This is a genomic window from Trichothermofontia sp., from assembly GCF_053493415.1.
In genome coordinates, this window is the sequence record NZ_JBRCAD010000098.1 from 1 (window position 1) to 17,487 (window position 17,487).

General features: G+C 54.8%; 21 protein-coding genes and 1 tRNA gene. 11 read left to right on the top strand and 11 right to left on the bottom strand.

What is annotated here, in order from left to right; genetic code table 11:
* On the bottom strand, positions 1-583 hold a 583-nt coding region (locus ACWIUF_RS08205; RefSeq protein ID WP_448571803.1), incomplete at its 3' end, for an N-acetylmuramoyl-L-alanine amidase family protein.
* A gap of 163 nt (positions 584-746) precedes the next feature.
* On the opposite strand from ACWIUF_RS08205, the gene ACWIUF_RS08210 reads away from it, so the two are divergent.
* Positions 747-1,850, top strand: coding sequence for a hypothetical protein (locus tag ACWIUF_RS08210; RefSeq protein WP_448571804.1), 1,104 nt, complete (start codon positions 747-749; stop codon positions 1,848-1,850).
* Here the strand turns inward: ACWIUF_RS08210 and ACWIUF_RS08215 are convergent.
* The 5 genes from ACWIUF_RS08215 to ACWIUF_RS08235 form a co-directional block, all read right to left on the bottom strand.
* Positions 1,847-3,238 carry a CHASE3 domain-containing protein gene (locus tag ACWIUF_RS08215; protein ID WP_448571822.1) on the bottom strand — a complete coding sequence of 464 codons (1,392 nt, stop codon included), beginning with the start codon at positions 3,236-3,238 and terminating at the stop codon, positions 1,847-1,849. The two genes, ACWIUF_RS08210 and ACWIUF_RS08215, sit on opposite strands and share 4 nt — an antisense overlap.
* A gap of 595 nt (positions 3,239-3,833) precedes the next feature.
* The gene (gene mraY / locus ACWIUF_RS08220) at positions 3,834-4,940 is read right to left on the bottom strand and encodes a phospho-N-acetylmuramoyl-pentapeptide-transferase (protein WP_448571805.1); all 1,107 of its coding nucleotides are present in this window, start codon (positions 4,938-4,940) and stop codon (positions 3,834-3,836) included.
* Between the two features lie 116 nt (positions 4,941-5,056).
* A complete protein-coding gene (locus ACWIUF_RS08225; RefSeq protein WP_448571806.1) occupies positions 5,057-5,293 on the bottom strand; it encodes a DUF3134 domain-containing protein in 237 nt (78 codons plus the stop codon).
* Between the two features lie 285 nt (positions 5,294-5,578).
* Positions 5,579-5,917, bottom strand: a complete 339-nt coding sequence (cutA, locus tag ACWIUF_RS08230) for a divalent-cation tolerance protein CutA (protein WP_448571807.1) — start codon at positions 5,915-5,917, stop codon at positions 5,579-5,581.
* 40 nt (positions 5,918-5,957) lie between these two features.
* The gene (locus ACWIUF_RS08235) at positions 5,958-6,344 is read right to left on the bottom strand and encodes a RidA family protein (protein WP_448571808.1); all 387 of its coding nucleotides are present in this window, start codon (positions 6,342-6,344) and stop codon (positions 5,958-5,960) included.
* Between the two features lie 162 nt (positions 6,345-6,506).
* On the opposite strand from ACWIUF_RS08235, the gene ACWIUF_RS08240 reads away from it, so the two are divergent.
* The 4 genes from ACWIUF_RS08240 to ACWIUF_RS08255 all read left to right on the top strand — a co-directional run bounded on the left by ACWIUF_RS08240 (position 6,507) and on the right by ACWIUF_RS08255 (position 9,069).
* Positions 6,507-6,593 (top strand) — tRNA-Ser (locus tag ACWIUF_RS08240).
* A gap of 282 nt (positions 6,594-6,875) precedes the next feature.
* Positions 6,876-8,063: a hypothetical protein gene (locus ACWIUF_RS08245; RefSeq protein WP_448571809.1), complete on the top strand. Its 1,188-nt coding sequence runs from the start codon at positions 6,876-6,878 to the stop codon at positions 8,061-8,063.
* 39 nt (positions 8,064-8,102) lie between these two features.
* Positions 8,103-8,384: a lipopolysaccharide assembly protein LapA domain-containing protein gene (locus ACWIUF_RS08250; protein ID WP_448571810.1), complete on the top strand. Its 282-nt coding sequence runs from the start codon at positions 8,103-8,105 to the stop codon at positions 8,382-8,384.
* Between the two features lie 118 nt (positions 8,385-8,502).
* A complete protein-coding gene (locus ACWIUF_RS08255) occupies positions 8,503-9,069 on the top strand; it encodes a PepSY domain-containing protein (protein ID WP_448571811.1) in 567 nt (188 codons plus the stop codon).
* Positions 9,070-9,304: 235 nt separating this feature from the next.
* On the opposite strand, the gene ACWIUF_RS08260 is transcribed toward ACWIUF_RS08255, so the two are convergent.
* Positions 9,305-9,583 (bottom strand): hypothetical protein, encoded by a 279-nt coding sequence (locus tag ACWIUF_RS08260; RefSeq protein ID WP_265901327.1) that lies wholly within the window; start codon positions 9,581-9,583, stop codon positions 9,305-9,307.
* A 139-nt stretch (positions 9,584-9,722) separates the two neighbouring features.
* A complete protein-coding gene (locus tag ACWIUF_RS08265; RefSeq protein WP_448571812.1) occupies positions 9,723-9,866 on the bottom strand; it encodes a hypothetical protein in 144 nt (47 codons plus the stop codon).
* Between the two features lie 139 nt (positions 9,867-10,005).
* Here ACWIUF_RS08265 and ACWIUF_RS08270 point away from each other — a divergent pair, with 139 nt between their 5' ends.
* From ACWIUF_RS08270 to ACWIUF_RS08280, 3 genes are all read left to right on the top strand, one after another.
* Complete coding sequence (locus tag ACWIUF_RS08270) at positions 10,006-10,596, top strand: nicotinate-nucleotide adenylyltransferase (RefSeq protein ID WP_448571813.1); 591 nt, start codon at positions 10,006-10,008, stop codon at positions 10,594-10,596.
* Between the two features lie 26 nt (positions 10,597-10,622).
* Positions 10,623-11,315: an NUDIX hydrolase gene (locus ACWIUF_RS08275; protein ID WP_448571814.1), complete on the top strand. Its 693-nt coding sequence runs from the start codon at positions 10,623-10,625 to the stop codon at positions 11,313-11,315.
* Positions 11,316-11,394: 79 nt separating this feature from the next.
* A complete protein-coding gene (locus tag ACWIUF_RS08280) occupies positions 11,395-12,201 on the top strand; it encodes an NYN domain-containing protein (RefSeq protein ID WP_448571815.1) in 807 nt (268 codons plus the stop codon).
* 76 nt (positions 12,202-12,277) lie between these two features.
* Here the strand turns inward: ACWIUF_RS08280 and ACWIUF_RS08285 are convergent, their stop codons facing one another.
* The 3 genes from ACWIUF_RS08285 to lysA all read right to left on the bottom strand — a co-directional run bounded on the left by ACWIUF_RS08285 (position 12,278) and on the right by lysA (position 15,568).
* Positions 12,278-13,033: an isoprenyl transferase gene (locus tag ACWIUF_RS08285; RefSeq protein WP_448571816.1), complete on the bottom strand. Its 756-nt coding sequence runs from the start codon at positions 13,031-13,033 to the stop codon at positions 12,278-12,280.
* Positions 13,030-13,971 carry a diadenylate cyclase CdaA gene (gene cdaA, locus ACWIUF_RS08290; RefSeq protein ID WP_448571817.1) on the bottom strand — a complete coding sequence of 314 codons (942 nt, stop codon included), beginning with the start codon at positions 13,969-13,971 and terminating at the stop codon, positions 13,030-13,032. The genes ACWIUF_RS08285 and cdaA overlap by 4 nt, the downstream gene beginning before the upstream one ends.
* A gap of 133 nt (positions 13,972-14,104) precedes the next feature.
* On the bottom strand, positions 14,105-15,568 hold the full coding sequence (lysA, locus tag ACWIUF_RS08295) for a diaminopimelate decarboxylase (protein ID WP_448571818.1): 1,464 nt from the start codon (positions 15,566-15,568) through the stop codon (positions 14,105-14,107).
* Positions 15,569-15,756: 188 nt separating this feature from the next.
* On the opposite strand from lysA, the gene rimI reads away from it, so the two are divergent.
* From rimI to ACWIUF_RS08310, 3 genes are all read left to right on the top strand, one after another.
* Positions 15,757-16,311, top strand: coding sequence for a ribosomal protein S18-alanine N-acetyltransferase (gene rimI / locus ACWIUF_RS08300; protein ID WP_448571819.1), 555 nt, complete (start codon positions 15,757-15,759; stop codon positions 16,309-16,311).
* 106 nt (positions 16,312-16,417) lie between these two features.
* A complete protein-coding gene (locus tag ACWIUF_RS08305) occupies positions 16,418-17,167 on the top strand; it encodes a hypothetical protein (RefSeq protein ID WP_448571820.1) in 750 nt (249 codons plus the stop codon).
* A 22-nt stretch (positions 17,168-17,189) separates the two neighbouring features.
* Positions 17,190-17,487 (top strand): hypothetical protein (locus ACWIUF_RS08310; protein WP_448571821.1); only part of this gene is annotated, 298 nt, incomplete at its 3' end.

The following is a 17,487-nucleotide window of genomic DNA, read 5'->3' on the forward strand; positions in this document are numbered from 1 at the left end:
GCGGTGGCGTGGTGCCGGTCACGGCTTGTAGCCAGGTGGCTAAGCCTTCAGCAACGCCCAGGCCAATATCACGGCGTTGATTTTGGATAATGAAGCGATCCTGGGGATTGGTCAAAAAGCCCAATTCCAATAGCAGGGAAGGTGGGCGCACGTCTCGGCAAAAGGCCAGTCGGCCTACGGCGGTGGCGGTATCAGGTTTAACCCCTCGGCTGGGGATCTGGGGCACTCGGCGCAAATAGGCACTCAGGATAATCTGACCATGTTGCCGACGGACCTCGTTGTTGGCGATATAGAAACAGGTGGCTCCCCGCACTGTCGGATCATTAAAGGCGTCGGCATGGATTTCCAGGGCAACATCGCGGCTATCCGATCGCGCATTAATCCAATCGATCGTCCCGCGCAGGCTGAGGGTATCGGGTACGGAGAAGACCGCATAGCCACGGGGTTGTAGGATGTTAACAATCTCATCCCGTACCAGCATCATTTCCCTGGCTTCGGTGGTATTGCCCGCGATCGCGCCGGGATCGCGTTGACTTCCCTCAAATCCGCCGTGACCCGCTGAGATAAAAATCCGTCCTACCATTTGCGACTCGCATCCCTGGTTTAATGAAGATGGACTGTCCGAATTTCCCTGGCCAGCGATCGCCAGCCCGTAGACCCCGATCAAAGTCGTAACACACTATAGCGACTCTTGATCAATTTCGGGATGGATGTATCAATTTGCCCCACCGATTCCAATTGACCTTATGTCGCCCGCCTCTTTTCTGCAACATTGCCAAGGCGCGATCGCGGGTGCTTGGCAGGCCGAGTGCTACAGCCATTGGTACCTTAACCAGGCTCCCAAACACCTCTGGCTAACGCAATGGTCCCCGCTTCCCTGGCAGGCGCAACCCCCCGGTACCCTGACTTGGACGATCGCCGATCGCTGTGCCCAGGATTTGATCGCCCACGGGCAGGTGTTCCCCGATCGCTGGCTGGCTGACCTTTTGCAGCGCAACGATTTTGGCGCTTCTACAAACCCCACTGGGGCAATCCCCACCGCAGCGGACATTCTGGTGGCCCTGCTCCCCGTTGCCGTGTTCTATCACGATGATCCCACCCGTCTGGCCCAGGCGAGTCAAGTTATCTTCCTAGCCCTCAGACGGGCATGGCCAGAGGCACGCATGGGTATTGCTGGGCAGGAAATTGGCACCGAGCTGGATTGGAGCCACCTAGCCGCCGCCTGGCTGGGGTTTGCCCTGGCGTTAAGTCAGATCTGCCAGGGGAACCGGGAGCCGATGACCCTGATCCCCCAAGTTTTGGCAACTTTCCCGGCGATCGCTGCCCCGGTCATTGCGGGTCCGCAGGCGATCACTCAGGTTGAAGAATGTTGGCAATCTGTCCAGCGAGGGCTGACCCAGGGGGCAGGCTTGGCAACCGTTGTCCCCACCCTGCTGGGGCCAGGGCCGGCAAGGACGATCACACAATCCGTTGCCCTTGCTTTGTACTGTTTCCTCAGTGCGCCGCAGGATTTTCGCTGGGCGGTGGTGCGATCGCTGCGAACTACCCAGCTTCAGCCCCCCATTTCCCCCGGAGATGCGCCGCGCATGAGTGCCCCTAGCCCTGGATTCGTTGCCCTCACCGGAGCGTTGGCGGGGGGCTATCACGGGCCAGCTCGTTTACCACGGACGCTGCCAGGCTTGACTGAACAACCGTCAACGTCTCCCCATCGCCTATCTCCCCCCTCTGGACCGGCGGTGCTGTCGCAGATGCTACCCCTGGCGGCGGCTTGGGCGGGAGCCTATGATCCCCATGAACTATCAGCCTTGCCTGTTGTTGCGTTGCCGCGATCGGTCTGTCCCTCCTCTTAAATAACGGCCTGTAAACTCAAGGCAGCTTCATTCAAAGACTGGATACTCGCTTTCGTTTGGCTGATGCCGCTGGCATTTTGCACGGCGCCCTGGTTGAGGGCATTCATGGCACTCACGACCTGTTCGGTGGCGATCGCCTGTTGCTTGGCGGTTAGGGAAATCTGCTGACTGCTGATCACCACCCGATTGATAGCATCTGCCACTTTGGTAAAGGTATCGGCGGTGCCTTGGGCCGTGGTCACACTCTGCTGCACGGTTTGGGTGCCTGCTTCGGTCACCTGCATCGTTGCATTAATCGCGGTCTGAATATCGGTAATTAATTCGTTGATCCGTCCGGTAGATTGCTGGCTTTGATCGGCTAATTTACGAATTTCAGCGGCCACGACCGAAAAGCCCCGGCCATGCTCTCCCGCCCGCACGGCTTCAACAGCGGCATTCAGCGCCAGCATATTGGTTTGGTTGTCCAAATCCCCGACCAGGTTGGAGATATTACCAATTTGGCCCGTTTGTTCACTCAGGCGCAGGATATGGTTGGCGATCTCGGCTACTTTGCTGTTCAGGGTGGCCATGTCATCGAGGGTATGCTCAACCGCCGTTGTCCCCACGATCGCCAAATTCGCAACCTCTTGGGCCGCAGCGGCGGCTTGCTCGGCTTGCTCGGCGGATTGCCGAGCCGATGATCCCAATTCATCCATCGTGCTGGTGGTTTGGGTGACAGATGTGGCTTGTTGGGTGGCGACCCGTTCCTGTTGGGCGATCGTGGCGGCAATCTCGCTGGAGGAACTCGCAATGTTATTGGTCACTTGACTGATGGGACGGATGACCTTCCGGTTAATGATCAGGAGTGAAATTAAGCCGATTACAATGACGATCGCGGTGCCACCAATCGACACAAAACGAGAGAGCGCTTCGGCTTGACTGGCCGCCTGTTGTCGCTGTTTCAGCAATGTGGTTTCCACCTGGATGATGTTCTCAATTTCTGAGCGGATGGTGTCCATCATCTGTTTGCCTTCTTCCGACAAGAGCATCTCTTGCAGATTCTGGTTTTGGCCGGCACGGGTGAGGGCGATCGTGCGGGCCAGGTAGTCCAGTTTCTGCTGGCTTAGGACTTCTAGCCGCTCTATTCTGGCCACTTGTGCTGGATTATCACTGACCAGCTCCTTCAAATCATCCAACGTGCTTTCAAGTTCCTTGAGTGCCTCATGATAAGGGTCCAGAAACACTTCCTGCTTCGTGAGCATAAACCCTCGTTGACCGGTTTCGGCATCGACCAATTCTTTCTCTAGTGCCCGCACTTCCTCCCTAACTCGATAGGTATGGGCAACCCAATGGTTCGATTCAACTAGAGTCCGCATACTGACCTGAGACACCACGCCGACTCCCAGCATCACAAGCAAGATACTCCCAAAACCAAGTTGGGTAACACGTCCAAGTTTCAAATTGCGTTGCATAGCAACGATATTGTTTGTCATTATTGGTCTCAACTTTTTCAGTCAAAGAGGAGATTTAGGATGTTTCCTATCTAGGAAAATCAATTGTGTGGCTGATGTCCCTGTTGACTATTAGGCGTAACACCCTAGCTGCTGGCAACGGATTTTCCTGATTGCCCTAAGATTGCATGAGCAAAACTACATCTATCGGACCTCTATGCCTAGAGTGCCCGTGAGGAGACAAGCGGCCCCACTGTGTTACAAAAAAAATGAAGTGTTGCATTAGTTCAAGGCGGCTGGCTGAAAGCTTCGTAGGAGCAGGTTTTTCAGGGGATATCGGCTGGCAGAATTAATCGTCATAAACCTGCCTTTTCCAGAGAGATGGATTTCCAAGAACGTATCCCTATCCGTATCCTGATGTGAGGCATTATCACACTGGCAATCCTCAACCAAAAAAGCCCTGACGGTTATCATCAGAGCCAAATGCCTTAATGCCAAACATCGAAAAGGAAGAAATCCAATATGCGATCGCGATCGCCGCCGCACTTCCCGGCTAAGCGATCGCCCCCGCCCGGACACACAGTCCTAGGAGAGCCAGGAGGCCACTAGCCACATAACACAGCAGCACCACCTGAAGCTCAGACCAACCCGTCAACTCTAAATGGTGATGCAACGGAGCCATCTTAAACAACCGCTTGCCAATGCCGTTGGGGCCTTTGGTCGCCTTGTAGTAACTGACCTGAAGGACAACAGACAGGGCTTCGGCCACGAATAGGCCCCCAATAATGAGTAGACCCCAAAGATTTTGGCTGAGCAGGGCCACGCCGGCCAATGCACCCCCTAGGGCCAGGGAGCCAGTGTCCCCCATAAACACACTGGCAGGATTCCGGTTATGGGCCAAAAAGCCCAGGTAAGCCCCGCTCAGCGCGGCACAAAAAACCATGAGATCCGGGTGAGTGGCCCCACTCAGGGCACCCATCCCCAGCAGGGCGATCGCGCCCGTCCCAGCGGCCAAGCCATCCAGACCATCCGTTAGATTAGTGGCATTACTTTCAGCCACCAACACAAAACCCGCCACGGCCCAAAATAAACTCCCCAAGGGCAGCGTTAACCCCAGGGGCAGGGTGAGGGTCGTCATCGCGGGCTGGGTCGCCAGTAGCCACAGACAAAAGAGGCTGGCCACCATAATTTGTAAGAGCAACTTGGTGCGTGGCGAAATGCCTCGATTAGAGCGACGGTTCAGGACTTGCCAATCATCCAGCCAGCCGATCGCGCCAAAGGCCAGGGTCAGCAAGCACAGTACCCCGACATGGGCCGAGAAGTCGGCTGCTAATAGGGCGACGAGCAAGCCAACGGGTAGGATGAAAATACCCCCCATCGTCGGTGTGCCAGCCTTCTTGAAATGGGCCTTGGGGCCTTCCTCGCGGATTACCTGCCCGGTTTTCAGGGCCTGAAGCAAGGGGACAACCCAAATTCCCGCTAGGATAGTTAACCCGGCACTCACTAGGAGGGGGACCGTGAGGGAACCGTATTGGGTAAGGCTCCGTCCTGCCAGCGTATCCAGAACGATCGCTGCCAGCCCTAGTAGCAGGGCCAACAGCAACGATAGACCTAGACCGGAGGAGGCCAGTACTCTCGATGGGAATAACTTAGCGTCCACAAAAACCTCGACTCACTCACTCACCACGACCATGAACGGAAGTTCGTAACAATTGTTCACTAGGAGGCGTTGAAAGGCAACCCCCAGCGGGGGGAGTGCCCAAACGTGCCTAGAGTCTACTCATCCAAGTCCATATCGTCTAGATCATCGTCATCATCGTAGCTAGAATCATCCCCCCCCATCAGTTCCGAGATTTCTTCTTCTTCTTCTAGGTAGCTGCGATCGTCCTTCGGATCACGGGCCAGCAACCGCCCCGTCTCTTCCAGCCAATTCAGGATCGAAGCATCTTGAATCATGGGGATAACGGGGGCCGGTTGGTTACGGGCTTCTTGGCGTAATGAGGGGTTGTGCATAAACATTCGGCTCAAAGTAACCGTCGTCCTCTATTCTGTCTTAACTATTCTTCCCCATATTCTGGCAATATTCTATAGATATCTCCACAAAATCCCGCCCTTTTTGCCCCAGGGCGGCAGGGGCCATTGGCTCAAGCGCCTGTTTAGAGAAGGCTCGTGCCTCGTGCCCTAGTGGGAAAATGCCGAACGGGTGAATATGCCCAAATTTTCACGGCTTGACGGCTCTGATCCGCACACAATGCTCGCCAGTCGGGGAGAACTGACCTTCCGGAGCCAGGGCTTGGGTTAGGGCGTCGGCTGGGTATTCTCCGCGAGCCAATGGAGATAGGCCCCCGCCCCCGCCACGATCGGCACAGCAATGATCTCTGGCACCTCATAGGTATGCATGGCTTGAATGGCGCTCACCAGGCGATCAACTAAATGTAGATCGGTTTTGATCACGAGTTGCCATTCCATCGCCTGCTGGACGGCCCCTTGCCAGGTATAGACCGATGTAATCGGCATCAAGCTTACGCAGGCGGCTAGGTGGGCCGTCACCAAAGCGTGGGCGATCGCTTGGGCTTGGGCCTGATCAGGAGCCGTTACCAGGACAATGCCAAATTGTGGGTCTGCCCGGTCAGTCATCTCCGGTTACCTCATCTAATGACCTACTTTCATGACGACGCTAATGACCACAATAGACAATGAGATCAATCTCGACATCGCCAATGCCCGCCAGTCCCAAAACCCTGACGGTGGTGCGACAGGGCAAGCGTTCCGGCTGGAAATAGGCGGCATAAATTTCATTAACCGTTGCGTAGTCTCGTAAATCGGTGATAAAAATGCGGGCCATGACCACGCGATCAAAGCCGGTTCCCACGTGTTCCAGCACCCGTTTTAGATTGGCCATCACCTGCTGGGTTTGCTCAGCGATCGCCCCTCGGATAATCTCCCCTGTCGTGGGGTCCTCTGCGAGTTGCCCCGTCACAAACAGAAAATCCCCCGCTCGGACGGCATGGGAATAGGGGGCCACCGGTGGCAGGCAATCGGGTAAGGTGATGTACTCTAACAAGGGGAAACTCTCCTAAATATCGCCAGAAAATCGGGCAAATGTGGCGAAAAAGCTGGGTTTACCAGCAGTATGCCAGAATTCTGTGATGATTGCTGATCGACCCTGCATTCGTCCGCCACACGGAGGGTCGATTCTGGTCACGGACGTGCGATAATCGACAACGGAGAGGTGGCAGAGCGGTTGAATGCGGCAGACTCGAAATCTGTTTTAGGGTCACACCTAACGGGGGTTCGAATCCCCCCCTCTCCGTTGCCCCTAGCCCATGTGGCCCACCCATCCAAGGCCATTAGGCTCGCCAAACCGGGTACCTAGTAAAGTTTCGCCACGTTGGTAGTCACGACTTTAGTCGTTGCGGGCTAGATCCCGCGCTACAAACTTTGCATCATCAATAATTCATACGCAGCTATTGGGAGCATTGCTTAGCGCCAGCATTTGCGGCCATAATTTTTTTGCATTAAGGAAGACATTGGCTAGACTGAGGTAGCACCGGACAGGATAACAATTGGTCTTCCCCGTGAAAGTCACTTAGCCATGACACAACCTAATCTTGTAGCGCTTGCCCAACAAGGCGATCCTCGTGCGATCGCTGCCCTTGTTAACCAGCATCTCCAGCCCCACGGTATTCAAAGTCGGGTGACCGTCAAAGCGGGCAGTCTGCACCTTTTGTTGGAAGCTGAGGAAGTCCCCCCGCAAAGTACCTACCTGGCCCAAATTGCCGATCTCTTGGGTGAGCATCAAATCCATGCCTTTGAGACAGTCATGGTGTATGGGCGCAAGTACGGTGATAAGAAACCCGCATGGCAAGATACGGTAGCCGTACCGGAAGAACTACAGACGATCGTCCACGGTGATGAACCTGACCTTTCCTTTGCATCCGCAGTGCCTGATGTCGCTAACCTTGCGCCCCCCCCGGTGCAAAAAACGGAGGAACCGGATACCCTGCTCCAGCACGATCTCGAAACCCCGGCCCCACTAGCGGCAGATACCAGCGATGATCGGGATCTGCCCCCCATTGCCTTTTCCTTTGATGCGGACAGTGGGCAAAATGGGAGTACGGCTGGTACGGCCTCAACGGCGATTCCGTCTGATTTTGGTGCCGATTTTGGTCTAGGGGCGATTGACGATCAGGAGATGGCTTTTGATGACCGGGACGATCGCGATTATGCGGATCTCGCGGTTGAGGAAGAAGCAGCAGCCGATGCAGAGGATACGGAAAACGAAGACAGCACTGCCGATCGAGACACCACGGCCCAGCCCTGGTATATCCGGAAGCTCGGTCTCATTGTGGGTGCCTTGGTCCTAGCCGTGGTGGCCGCCTTTGGGATTCGGTTCTGGCTCAATCAAAGTGCAACGCCCGTGGGTGATTCCTTACCGGTTGAGTCACCGCAACCATCCCCAACGGCTTCCCCCCCTGGGGATGAATCCCCGGCCTCGCCGACGGCCCCCGCTTCTCCTGCTTCACCGACTGCCGCTGCTTCCCCCGCTGCTGATCCCTTCCGGGAAGCGGTTAACCGGGCGACCAGTGCTGCCAATCTGACGCAAACGGCCCGGACCCGTCAGGAGTGGCAGACCGTGGCTAACCAGTGGCGCGAGGCGATCGCCCTCATGCAAGCAGTGCCAGCGGATAACCCCAATTATGCCGTGGCTCAAGATCGGGCGGTGGCTTACCAGAAGAACCTGGCCTATGCCGAGCAGGCCGCCGCCAGTCGTCCGGAATAGGGACAGGGGTACGGAGTAGCAGCGCACGGAGCAGGAATCATGGCCCCGATATTCGCCGTGTTGATCGTTGCCAGTTGGGTCAGTGCGATCGCGATTGTGTCTGTGCAGAATGCCACGCCGGTCACGCTGCAATTTTTGGTCTGGCGATCGGTCCCTATCCCGTTTGGGGTAGTGCTGGCCTTTAGTGTGACGGCGGGGGCTGTGGTGATGGCCCTTGTTCAGGGACTTTGGGTTTGGCTAGGCCCCCCGGCGCGGGGGCAGTCTGCCTTTGCACCCGATGACGCGATTTGGGACGAGGATGCAGTTGACGATCGGCCCTAATTAGCCCCCTGGGGATTGCCCTGCCCGTACTGACTCAGGGTTGCCCGGATGGGCGGAGCTTCAGAAATGCCCTCGGTTAACGCGACTTTTATCGATGCCAGCCAGAGGAGGAACTTTGATGCCCCCAAACCTAAGGCACCCGAATTTCCGTAAAGTGCACCGCAAGATCGCTCCTGTGATCTTTCTACCCCTGTGCTTAACGGCTCTGACAGGGATTGTCTATCGTCTGGGTAGCAGTTGGTTCGGAGTCCCTGCGGGCCTTGCCAATCAGTTCATGGCCATTCACCAAGGGAAATTTCTAGGACAACCCCTGGCCCCGTTCTATGTTTTGCTGAGCGGTATGGGCTTATTGGTCATGATTGGAACGGGGATAACGATGGTGCCCTGGCAACGTTTAGGGCAGTTGCGATCGTCGAATCGCCCGTGGCCCTGGGTGCATCGCACCCTTGCCGTCATCGCCTGTTTACCCCTAAGCATGAGTGCGCTCACGGGTATTGGGTATGGGCTAGGTCGGGCCTGGTTTAATCTGCCTGGGCGTCAGGCAGGCTGGCTATTACAGCTACACCAGGGGGCTTATTTAGGACCGGTCGGGCGATCGTTCTATGTCCTGCTGGTGGGGTTAGGGTTGCTGGGGCTGTTGCTGAGCGGTATCCACTTGTCGGGTATCTTGCGCCGCCGCCCGTGATCGTCGCATTAACCCTAGTCGCCTACAGATGGCTGTCCAGAACAGTTTTAGGCTGTTGGAGTCCCGATGGAAAATCCCTCCCCCGAAGCAGGAGAGGGACCTGATCGATTAGCGAGCATTCCCTAGCCCGCGCGTGGAGCAAGGGAGTGGGAAAGATCGGAGCGCGGTTGTCACCATTAAGCCGTGATCCCAGGGATGGGATTAGCCTTGGCTAAATCACCCGGTGCCCACAGGGCTAATCAAGCCGGGATAATTGCCATAGGATTTGGTTACCTTCGCGGCGCACACGGGACACTTCCCAGTTACGCCATGCCCATTGTTCCCCCCGACTGGTGACAGCGCTAGCATTGACATCCATCAAGTCAGCTAATTCAGAGCTGGTAATCAGATAGCCCTTATGGGCAATTTCATCAGCGGTATGCAAGGTCTCCACTAGATTGCGGAGTTGAGCCACTCGGATTTCACGCGGTAGGCTTTCGGCGACTTCGTTGAGAGAATTCGTGGAATCAATCATATTCAATAGACAACAATGGTAGTCTGGCAGCAATGAAATTGTAGCGTTAGTGGCTCGATTTCGTAAGATCTAAGCTAAAAATTGAGGATATCGCCGTCAACTCGGATTGTTTGAACCAGGGGCGGGGTAATACCCTACTCTACCTTTCTACAGAAGGGTTTGCCGTTAGCAGGGTGGCAGTTAGAACATCGCTAACCGGTTCTGGCCGCCTGTGCCAAGCTGGCTTGTGTCGTGCTAATGCTCGGTTGTCAACCAAACGCACACAGCCCAAGATCCGGTGCAACCGCTCGGCTTATGGTGACGTTGGCGAGAAACGGTAGTGGCAGGCCTTGTCCATGCTTGTCCATGCTTAATGTATATCCGTTAGACTGTGAGACGTAAAGCCGTCCTGGCAGGACGGGGTTTCAGGCCTCAGTTTTTTGATGACAACGATCGCGCTATTTGGCACCAGTGCTGACCCCCCGACCGAGGGACACCGTCTGATTTTGACCTGGTTAGCCCATCAGTTCGATCGCGTGGCGGTGTGGGTAGCGGATAATCCCTTTAAGTCACATCAGGCAAGGCTGGCCGATCGCGTGGCCATGCTACGACTGCTAATCGAGTCTTCGGAAGTCTTGCGATCGCGGGTAGACCTGGACCCCCAACTCAGTCATTCCCGCACCTTGTTTACGGTGCAACGGGCACGGGAGCGCTGGCCAGAGGCCCAATTTTCACTGGTGATTGGCTCTGATCTGGTCACCCAATTGCCCACCTGGTATCAAGCGGCCCAATTGCTGCGCCAAGTTAAGGTGCTGGTTATTCCACGACCGGGGTATGCTATCCCCACCGAGGGGATTGAGCGGCTGCGTCAGATGGGGACCGAGGTGACGATCGCGGATTTACATGGTTTGCCCGTTTCCTCCAGTCACTATCGAGAGGCACAGGATACGGGGGTTTTGCCCGCCTCGGTACAAGCCTATATTCAACAACAACAGCTATACCGATGGCCGGGAGAAACCATTCAGACACCGTAAAGCAACAGCCCCTGGCAGATTTTAAGGTGGGAGTTGACAATGTCATTTTCTCGGTGGATACCAGCCAGAACCGCTTGCTGGTGCTGCTGGTGATGCGGCAGCAGGAGCCATTCTTGGGGCAGTGGTGCCTGCCGGGAACGCTGGTGCGGCAAGGGGAATCCCTGGAAGATGCGGCCTATCGGGTTTTGGCGGAAAAAATTCGGGCGAATAATCTCTATCTGGAACAACTTTATACGTTTGATGAACCCTATCGTGAGGTGCGATCGCCCCCGAATCATCCCCCAAATCGCCCCCCGAATCGCTATTTATCAGTGAGTTACTTTGCGATCGTGCGGTTTGAGGAAGCGGAATTGATTGCTGATGGCGTGAGCGGTATTGCCTGGTATCCCCAAGCACAAGTGCCAACGCTGGCCTTTGAACAGCAACGAATTCTTAATTATGGCTATCAGCGGCTACGCAATAAGTTGGAATATAGCCCGATCGCGTTTGAGGTTTTACCAGAACTCTTTACCCTAAATGATCTATACCAGTTTTACACCACTATTTTAGGAGAGAACTTTGCCGACTACTCCAACTTCCGAACCCGATTACTTAAACTAGGGTTTCTTAGTGATACGGGCTTAAAAGCTTCACGCGGTGCTGGACGCCCCGCCAGTCTCTATCGCTTTGATGCAGTTGCCTTTGCCCCCCTAAAGGATAAGCCAATGGTCTTTATATGATTTCCATGAGATTTCCCATCAACTTTTACCATGTGATAAATACTTAAAAATCTAAAATCTAAAATCTAAAATCTAAATCATGGACAATGAATCACACTTCAAGAATAATAAATTAGCCGTGCTAATTGATGCCGAAAATATTAGTCCCAAGTCGATTGACCTTTTGTTTCGGGAAATTGCTAAGTATGGCACTATCCATGTCCGTCGGATCTATGGGGATTGGACCACACCGCAGTTGAGTAGCTGGAAAGATCAATTACATAAATATTCGATTCAGCCCATTCAACAGTTTCGCTATACATCCATTCAACAGTTTCGCTATACATCAGGGAAAAATGCCACCGATAGCGCTCTCATTATTGACGCAATGGATTTACTCTATACCCGTAATTTTGATGGGTTTTGTCTAGTGTCTAGCGACAGCGATTTCACTCGTTTGGTGAGTCGTATTCGCGAGGAAGGATTAATTGTCTATGGCTTTGGCGAGAAGAAAACGCCGCAGGCATTTGTGAGTGCCTGTGATAAGTTTATCTATCTGGAAATCCTAACCCAGAAAACGGGGGAGGTGGCCTCTAACTCTTCCATAAATCCGGAGGAAAGTGTAGCAACAAAATCACTGCGAAGTTCGGATAAGGAAGCAATCGTCGCCTTGCAAATACCGGAAGAATTACTGGAGTTACTCAAGGATGCCTATGAGGCGGTGTCGGGTGAGGATGGTTGGGCGAATCTGGGTCCCTTTGGTGCCCAAATTACGCGATTATCCCCCTCGTTTGATGCCCGCACCTATGGCTTTAAGAAATTGGGGGAGTTGGTTCGCAAGATTAATATTTTTGAGGTAAAGCAACGACCTAAGGGGTTATATATTAAGTTAAAGGAAAAGACTTGAACTGGGTTGAAACGCGGTCGGCCATTCCTTAACAACTGAAAATAAGCTATATGGCAGTCCCTCACCCTCTCACTCCCTAGGACTTTAGCCCACCGAAGCGGCGATCGCGTTTTTGGTAAGCTAACAATGCCTGGTGGAATGCTTCGCGATCGAAATCGGGCCAGAGGGTATCGGTGATATAAATCTCGGCGTAGGCGGTTTGCCAGAGCAGGAAGTTACTAATGCGCATTTCGCCGCTGGTCCGAATCAACAAATCCGGATCACAAACATTGGTGGTATAGAGATACCGCGAGAACAGGGCCTCGTTAATTTGCTCCGGATTCAGGACACCTTCCTTCACCTGGGTGGCGATCGCCCGGCAGGCTTGGACAATTTCCTGACGGCCCCCGTAGTTAATCGCCACGGTGAAATGGATACCCTGGTTATCTTGGGTCGCCTCGACGGACTGGGCGATCGCCCGTTGGAGCGATTGGGGTAAGCCCGCCACATCCCCCGCAAACCAGATGCGCACATTCTCCCGCATCATTTCTTGCAACTCCTGCCAGAGCACCCGCTCGAACAGCGCCATCAGGAAGTCCACCTCGCCGTGGGGCCGCCGCCAATTTTCCGTGGAAAAGGCATAGGCTGTCAGTGCGCCAATCCCCCAGTCATCGCAGCAGCGCAAAATTTCCTTAAGGGCACTCACCCCTTGCCGATGGCCCATTGTCCGGGGTAAGCCTCGGTTTTTTGCCCAGCGACCATTCCCATCCATCACAACGGCAACGTGCTGCGGTAGGCGATCACGGTCCAGATCCGTGGGCAGATCGCGTAGGGGCAAGGACTGAACAGTCATTTTCTCTCCCGTAAGGTGGACGGTGATAAGCGGAGCAGGCGGGCAAACACATTGAACCCTTTAAAGCTTAAATGACGGACCAGATCCCGAAGGTTAGGGGCAACCGGTTCCCGCTCGATCGATTGCGAAAACCGTTCTTCTAGTAACTCCTTTAGCTTACTGCTGGTGAGGGGACGGTTCATGCTCCCTTTCTCCGCCAGGGAAATCGACCCGGTTTCTTCCGAGACAACGATACAGACACAATTTTCAACCCGTTCGGTAATCCCTAGGGCGGCCCGATGTCGGGTACCCAGGCGACGGGAGGTGGGTTGCTCGGAAATGGGCAGAATCACCGCCGCCGCCGCGACCCGTGTTCCGCGAATCAGGACGGCCCCATCATGTAAGAGCGTTGTGGTTTGAAACAGCGTTTGCAACAGTTCCTTAGAGACTTCGGCATTGAGCTTTACGCCAGGGACGGAAAAGTCGCGATCGTCGATCGGATTGCCCGTTTCCAAAATAATCAACGCTCCCGTCCGGTTTTGCGATAACTCCTTCACCGCATCAACAATCTCATCAATCACCGTATCCCCACTCTGGGTTGTGCCCTGGCTGGGTTGAAACAGTTGCCAAATTTGGCCCCGTCCCAACTGCTCCAGCAAGCGTCGGAATTCGGACTGGAGGATCACCGCCATTGCCACCGCCGACCCAATCACCAGATTTTCTAGGACAAAGCTCAATAGCCGTAGTTTCAACCAATCGCTCAGGACCGCCGCCAAAACCAGGATAATAAACCCCCGCACAATCCAGAGGGTCCGCCGCTCCCCAATAATGACTAGGGTCAGGTAGATAATGACGAATACGCAGGCAACATCGAGCAGGGGACGCAGGACTTCCAGGAGAGTCAGGATCGGGCTAGCCCAGCTGAGATTTGTCAGCCATTGCATCCAGGAATCCCCCATCAGTCTCCTAATCCACCTTGCCTACCGCCAGGAAGGGCGATTCACCGTTAGCGTCCCACAACAACCGTGTGGCATTTCGACCCAAGGCCCCACGTTATTTCAATCCTAATCGCCCGGTCTGTCATTTTACGGGTTATTGGTAATGCGCCGATGCTATGGGGATGTCATTCGCCTGGGCAAATACCGTGCGGACGGGTAGACAGTCTTGCCGGACCAAGTCTTCATAGGTTTCGCGGCGGATGATCAGGTTGGCTTCGCCGTTCGCGACTAAGACTGCTGCGGGCCGAGGGAGCCGATTATAGTTGGAGGCCATACTGTAATTGTAGGCACCCGTTGCCGGGACAACGACCACTTCGCCCGATCGCACCAGCGGTAATTGGGCTTGTTGGATCAAAATATCACCTGACTCACAGTGTTTCCCGGCGAGGGTTACCGTTGTGCTTAGGGGCGCAGACATTTGTTCTGCTGCCACCACACGATAGAGCGACTGATAGGTGATGGGACGGGGATTGTCGGACATACCCCCATCGATGGTGACATAGGTGCGCATCCCTGGAATATGCTTCTGGCTGCCCACCGTATAGGCCGTGACGCAGGCGGGACCAATTAGCGATCGGCCCGGTTCGCAGAGCAGACGGGGATAGGGTAAATCCTGGGATTCGCAAGCGGCGACCATTGCCGTACCGACCGCCTCAACCCAGGTGTCGATACTGGGCGGATCATCCTCTTCGGTATAGCGAATCCCCAAGCCTCCCCCGATGTTGATTTCCTGGACGGGCAGCCCATAGCTTGTGGCTTTGCTGAAGGCTTGGATTACGACGCTGGCTAGATCCCGATGGGGTTGAAGTTCAAAAATTTGGGAACCGATGTGGGCGTGTAGGCCAATGCAGACCAGTCCTGGTTGCTGACTCAGAAAATCAAATACCTCTGGCAACTGATCGGGGTCAAAGCCAAATTTGCTATCCAGGTGGCCGGTGCGAATGTATTCGTGGGTATGGCACTCAATCCCTGGCGTGAACCGGATCATCACCCGCACCGGGGTGGGCAAATGCTGACTGTCGTTATCGGTCTTGGCCAACAGGTCTACCAGCGTATGTAGATCGAGCCAGTTATCCGCCACGACCACACAACCCGCAGCGATCGCTAAGCGCAACTCTGCTACGGATTTGTTATTGCCGTGTAGATAAATGGTGCGGGGATCGAGACCTGCTTGGAGCGCCGTATACAGTTCACCCCCGGAAACGACATCAATGCCCAAACCTTCCTGGGCCACGATCGCGCAAACCGCCAAACAATTCCACGCCTTGGAGGCATACAACACCAGGGATTCCCCTGGATAGTGACGTTGCAGGGCATCCCGGTACTGGCGACAGGCTGTCCGCAGGGTCGCCTCATCTAGGATATAAAGGGGAGACCCCCACTGCTGTACCAGGGTCACCACATCACAGCCACCGATCTCCAGATGATCCTGCGCATTGGCACGGGCGGTGAGGGGGAGCAAAAACTGATTGGGCGAAGCGCTACCGCGATCGTCGGGCAAGTCTGGCAAATACTGTTGACTGGTGAATACGGGAAGGGGAAGGTCAGGGCATAGCATGGCGCGATCGCTCAGGAGTAGGTGAATAGGTACGATAAAACAAAGAAAAATCAGTTTACCGGATTGACTGTTGTCACAGGGGGCATTTTAAAAGAGTAAAGGACAAGTGCCTTCAACGGTCTTATTACTGAGTGTACAATCGGGGGCTGGTCACCTTGAGAAATTCTTGTCTACCTGCCGCACTCCCCGTGGTCTGTAAGCGCCCCACGGGGGCGCAACTCCCGGCTATCTTGGCGCTCGATCACCTGTGCCTGGGGGGCTTCTGGAGTGCGGATGGCTATACGAAGGAACTCGATCGGGCTAGTAGTCAATTTTGGGTCCTAGAACCGCTACCGACGGCGGGAATGAACCTGCCACTGCTCTTAGGGTTTGGCTGTTTTTGGGGCATTTTGGACGAAGCCCACATTACGATTTTGGGGGTACATCCCGATTACCAAGGCCAAGGGTTAGGGCAGGCATTGCTCTTGAGTTTGCTGCAAGTGGCACGGCAACAGGGGTTAGAGTGGGCCACGCTGGAGGTGCGGGTATCCAATGTGGCGGCCCGATCGCTCTACAGTAAATTTGGCTTCCAGGAAGCGGGTCGGCGTCCCCATTACTATCCCGATACGGGGGAAGATGCGCTGTTGCTCTGGCGGGGAGGCTTACAACATCCAGAATTTGCGAATTTGCTCTGGGAATGGCAACAAGCCGCCGCCGAACGGTTGCAGCGATCGGGGTGGCAGTATACGTTCCCAACCCTCTAGATTTTCGGTGTTGAAATTGCCTCTGACTTCCAGACGGTGAATCTCCATTTTTTATGCGCCACAATAGAAAAGTATCGGCCACGGCCTCCTCCTTGTTTGTCCAATTATGCAAACACCCGTCAACCTATTGAAAACACCATTAAGTTCACCCCTGATTTCTGTTAGCAAATTACCGACTGCTGACGCCATCCATGACGTACTCTCAACCGGTCGTGATGCCCATCGGGTTGTGATGGGGGAAAGTCGTGCTGACCGCTACCGGGGAAGCCCAGATGCCAACACAACCTACCCGGAGCAGCCTGCTGCCCCTGCCGACGAGGCCCCCCCCTCCCAGGCCAGCAGCTTACCCTCGCCTTCAACCCTGAGCTTGGCTTCCCAGGATGTGCGCAGCGTCATTCAACAGCAGAAGGAGCATGGATATGCCCTCACGACTAAATTGAATATCCTGTTTGTCACTAACGGTGCCCTGCTCACCAGCCTAACCCTGTCGCGGTTGGTCATGGTGCCCAGCGTTTTTAGTTTCCTGGAAGTGTTTAGCTTTTTAGCCAACTTTACCCTGCTGATCAATGCTTTCCTGCCCCGGCAAACAGCAATTAGTCCTAACCTGGAAGACCAGCGTTTTTTAGAACGGTACCTGTCCCTATCGCCGGAAGAGTACCAACTACAGATGCTCGTCAACTTGGCGCAAACGTATAATGCCAATAAGCAGCGGTTGGACGATGTCTCGGCATCGCTCCACTATTCTGCCTACGTGACCTGGGGACTGGCGCTGATCATTTTGCTGCATATTGTGGTGGCATTTTTGATCCCGGATCTAGCGCATCTGTCGGGTTTGCCTTTGTTGCCAGGAATCTGATTTGCACGAGGATGTGGATGTTATGGATGCGAATCATGTCAAGGACCATGCGGTTGAACCCCCTAAGACGCCCTTGCCAGAGCCAGATAACGATAACATCACGGTTTTGAGCAGTAAGCTCCCCAATGAGCCGATTTTGCCCTGGAATCGGTATGACTCCCCCTGGTTAGAGTCAGAAGCGTCTGAGGCGGCAGAAGCAGCGGCAGAAGCAGCCGCAGCGGCGGCTCCCCCAGTGGTGACCTCTCCCGAGTCAGCATCCCCAGAGCCGGAGACCCCAGAACCAAACACCCAGGCTGAGGCGGCCCTCCCTGGTCCCATCC

Bases quoted from the DNA above. Each gene is read 5' to 3' on its own strand.
- ACWIUF_RS08285 (WP_448571816.1), bottom strand. From the start codon at position 13,033: ATGACTGTTCAGTCCTTGCCCCTACGCGATCTGCCCACGGATCTGGAC.
- ACWIUF_RS08250 (WP_448571810.1), top strand. From the start codon at position 8,103: ATGGCCCCGATATTCGCCGTGTTGATCGTTGCCAGTTGGGTCAGTGCG.
- ACWIUF_RS08215 (WP_448571822.1), bottom strand. From the start codon at position 3,238: ATGCTGGGAGTCGGCGTGGTGTCTCAGGTCAGTATGCGGACTCTAGTT.
- ACWIUF_RS08270 (WP_448571813.1), top strand. From the start codon at position 10,006: ATGACAACGATCGCGCTATTTGGCACCAGTGCTGACCCCCCGACCGAG.
- cutA (WP_448571807.1), bottom strand. From the start codon at position 5,917: ATGACTGACCGGGCAGACCCACAATTTGGCATTGTCCTGGTAACGGCT.
- ACWIUF_RS08255 (WP_448571811.1), top strand. From the start codon at position 8,503: ATGCCCCCAAACCTAAGGCACCCGAATTTCCGTAAAGTGCACCGCAAG.
- ACWIUF_RS08260 (WP_265901327.1), bottom strand. From the start codon at position 9,583: ATGATTGATTCCACGAATTCTCTCAACGAAGTCGCCGAAAGCCTACCG.
- ACWIUF_RS08245 (WP_448571809.1), top strand. From the start codon at position 6,876: ATGACACAACCTAATCTTGTAGCGCTTGCCCAACAAGGCGATCCTCGT.
- ACWIUF_RS08225 (WP_448571806.1), bottom strand. From the start codon at position 5,293: ATGCACAACCCCTCATTACGCCAAGAAGCCCGTAACCAACCGGCCCCC.
- ACWIUF_RS08210 (WP_448571804.1), top strand. From the start codon at position 747: ATGTCGCCCGCCTCTTTTCTGCAACATTGCCAAGGCGCGATCGCGGGT.
- lysA (WP_448571818.1), bottom strand. From the start codon at position 15,568: ATGCTATGCCCTGACCTTCCCCTTCCCGTATTCACCAGTCAACAGTAT.
- ACWIUF_RS08305 (WP_448571820.1), top strand. From the start codon at position 16,418: ATGCAAACACCCGTCAACCTATTGAAAACACCATTAAGTTCACCCCTG.
- cdaA (WP_448571817.1), bottom strand. From the start codon at position 13,971: ATGGGGGATTCCTGGATGCAATGGCTGACAAATCTCAGCTGGGCTAGC.
- ACWIUF_RS08280 (WP_448571815.1), top strand. From the start codon at position 11,395: ATGGACAATGAATCACACTTCAAGAATAATAAATTAGCCGTGCTAATT.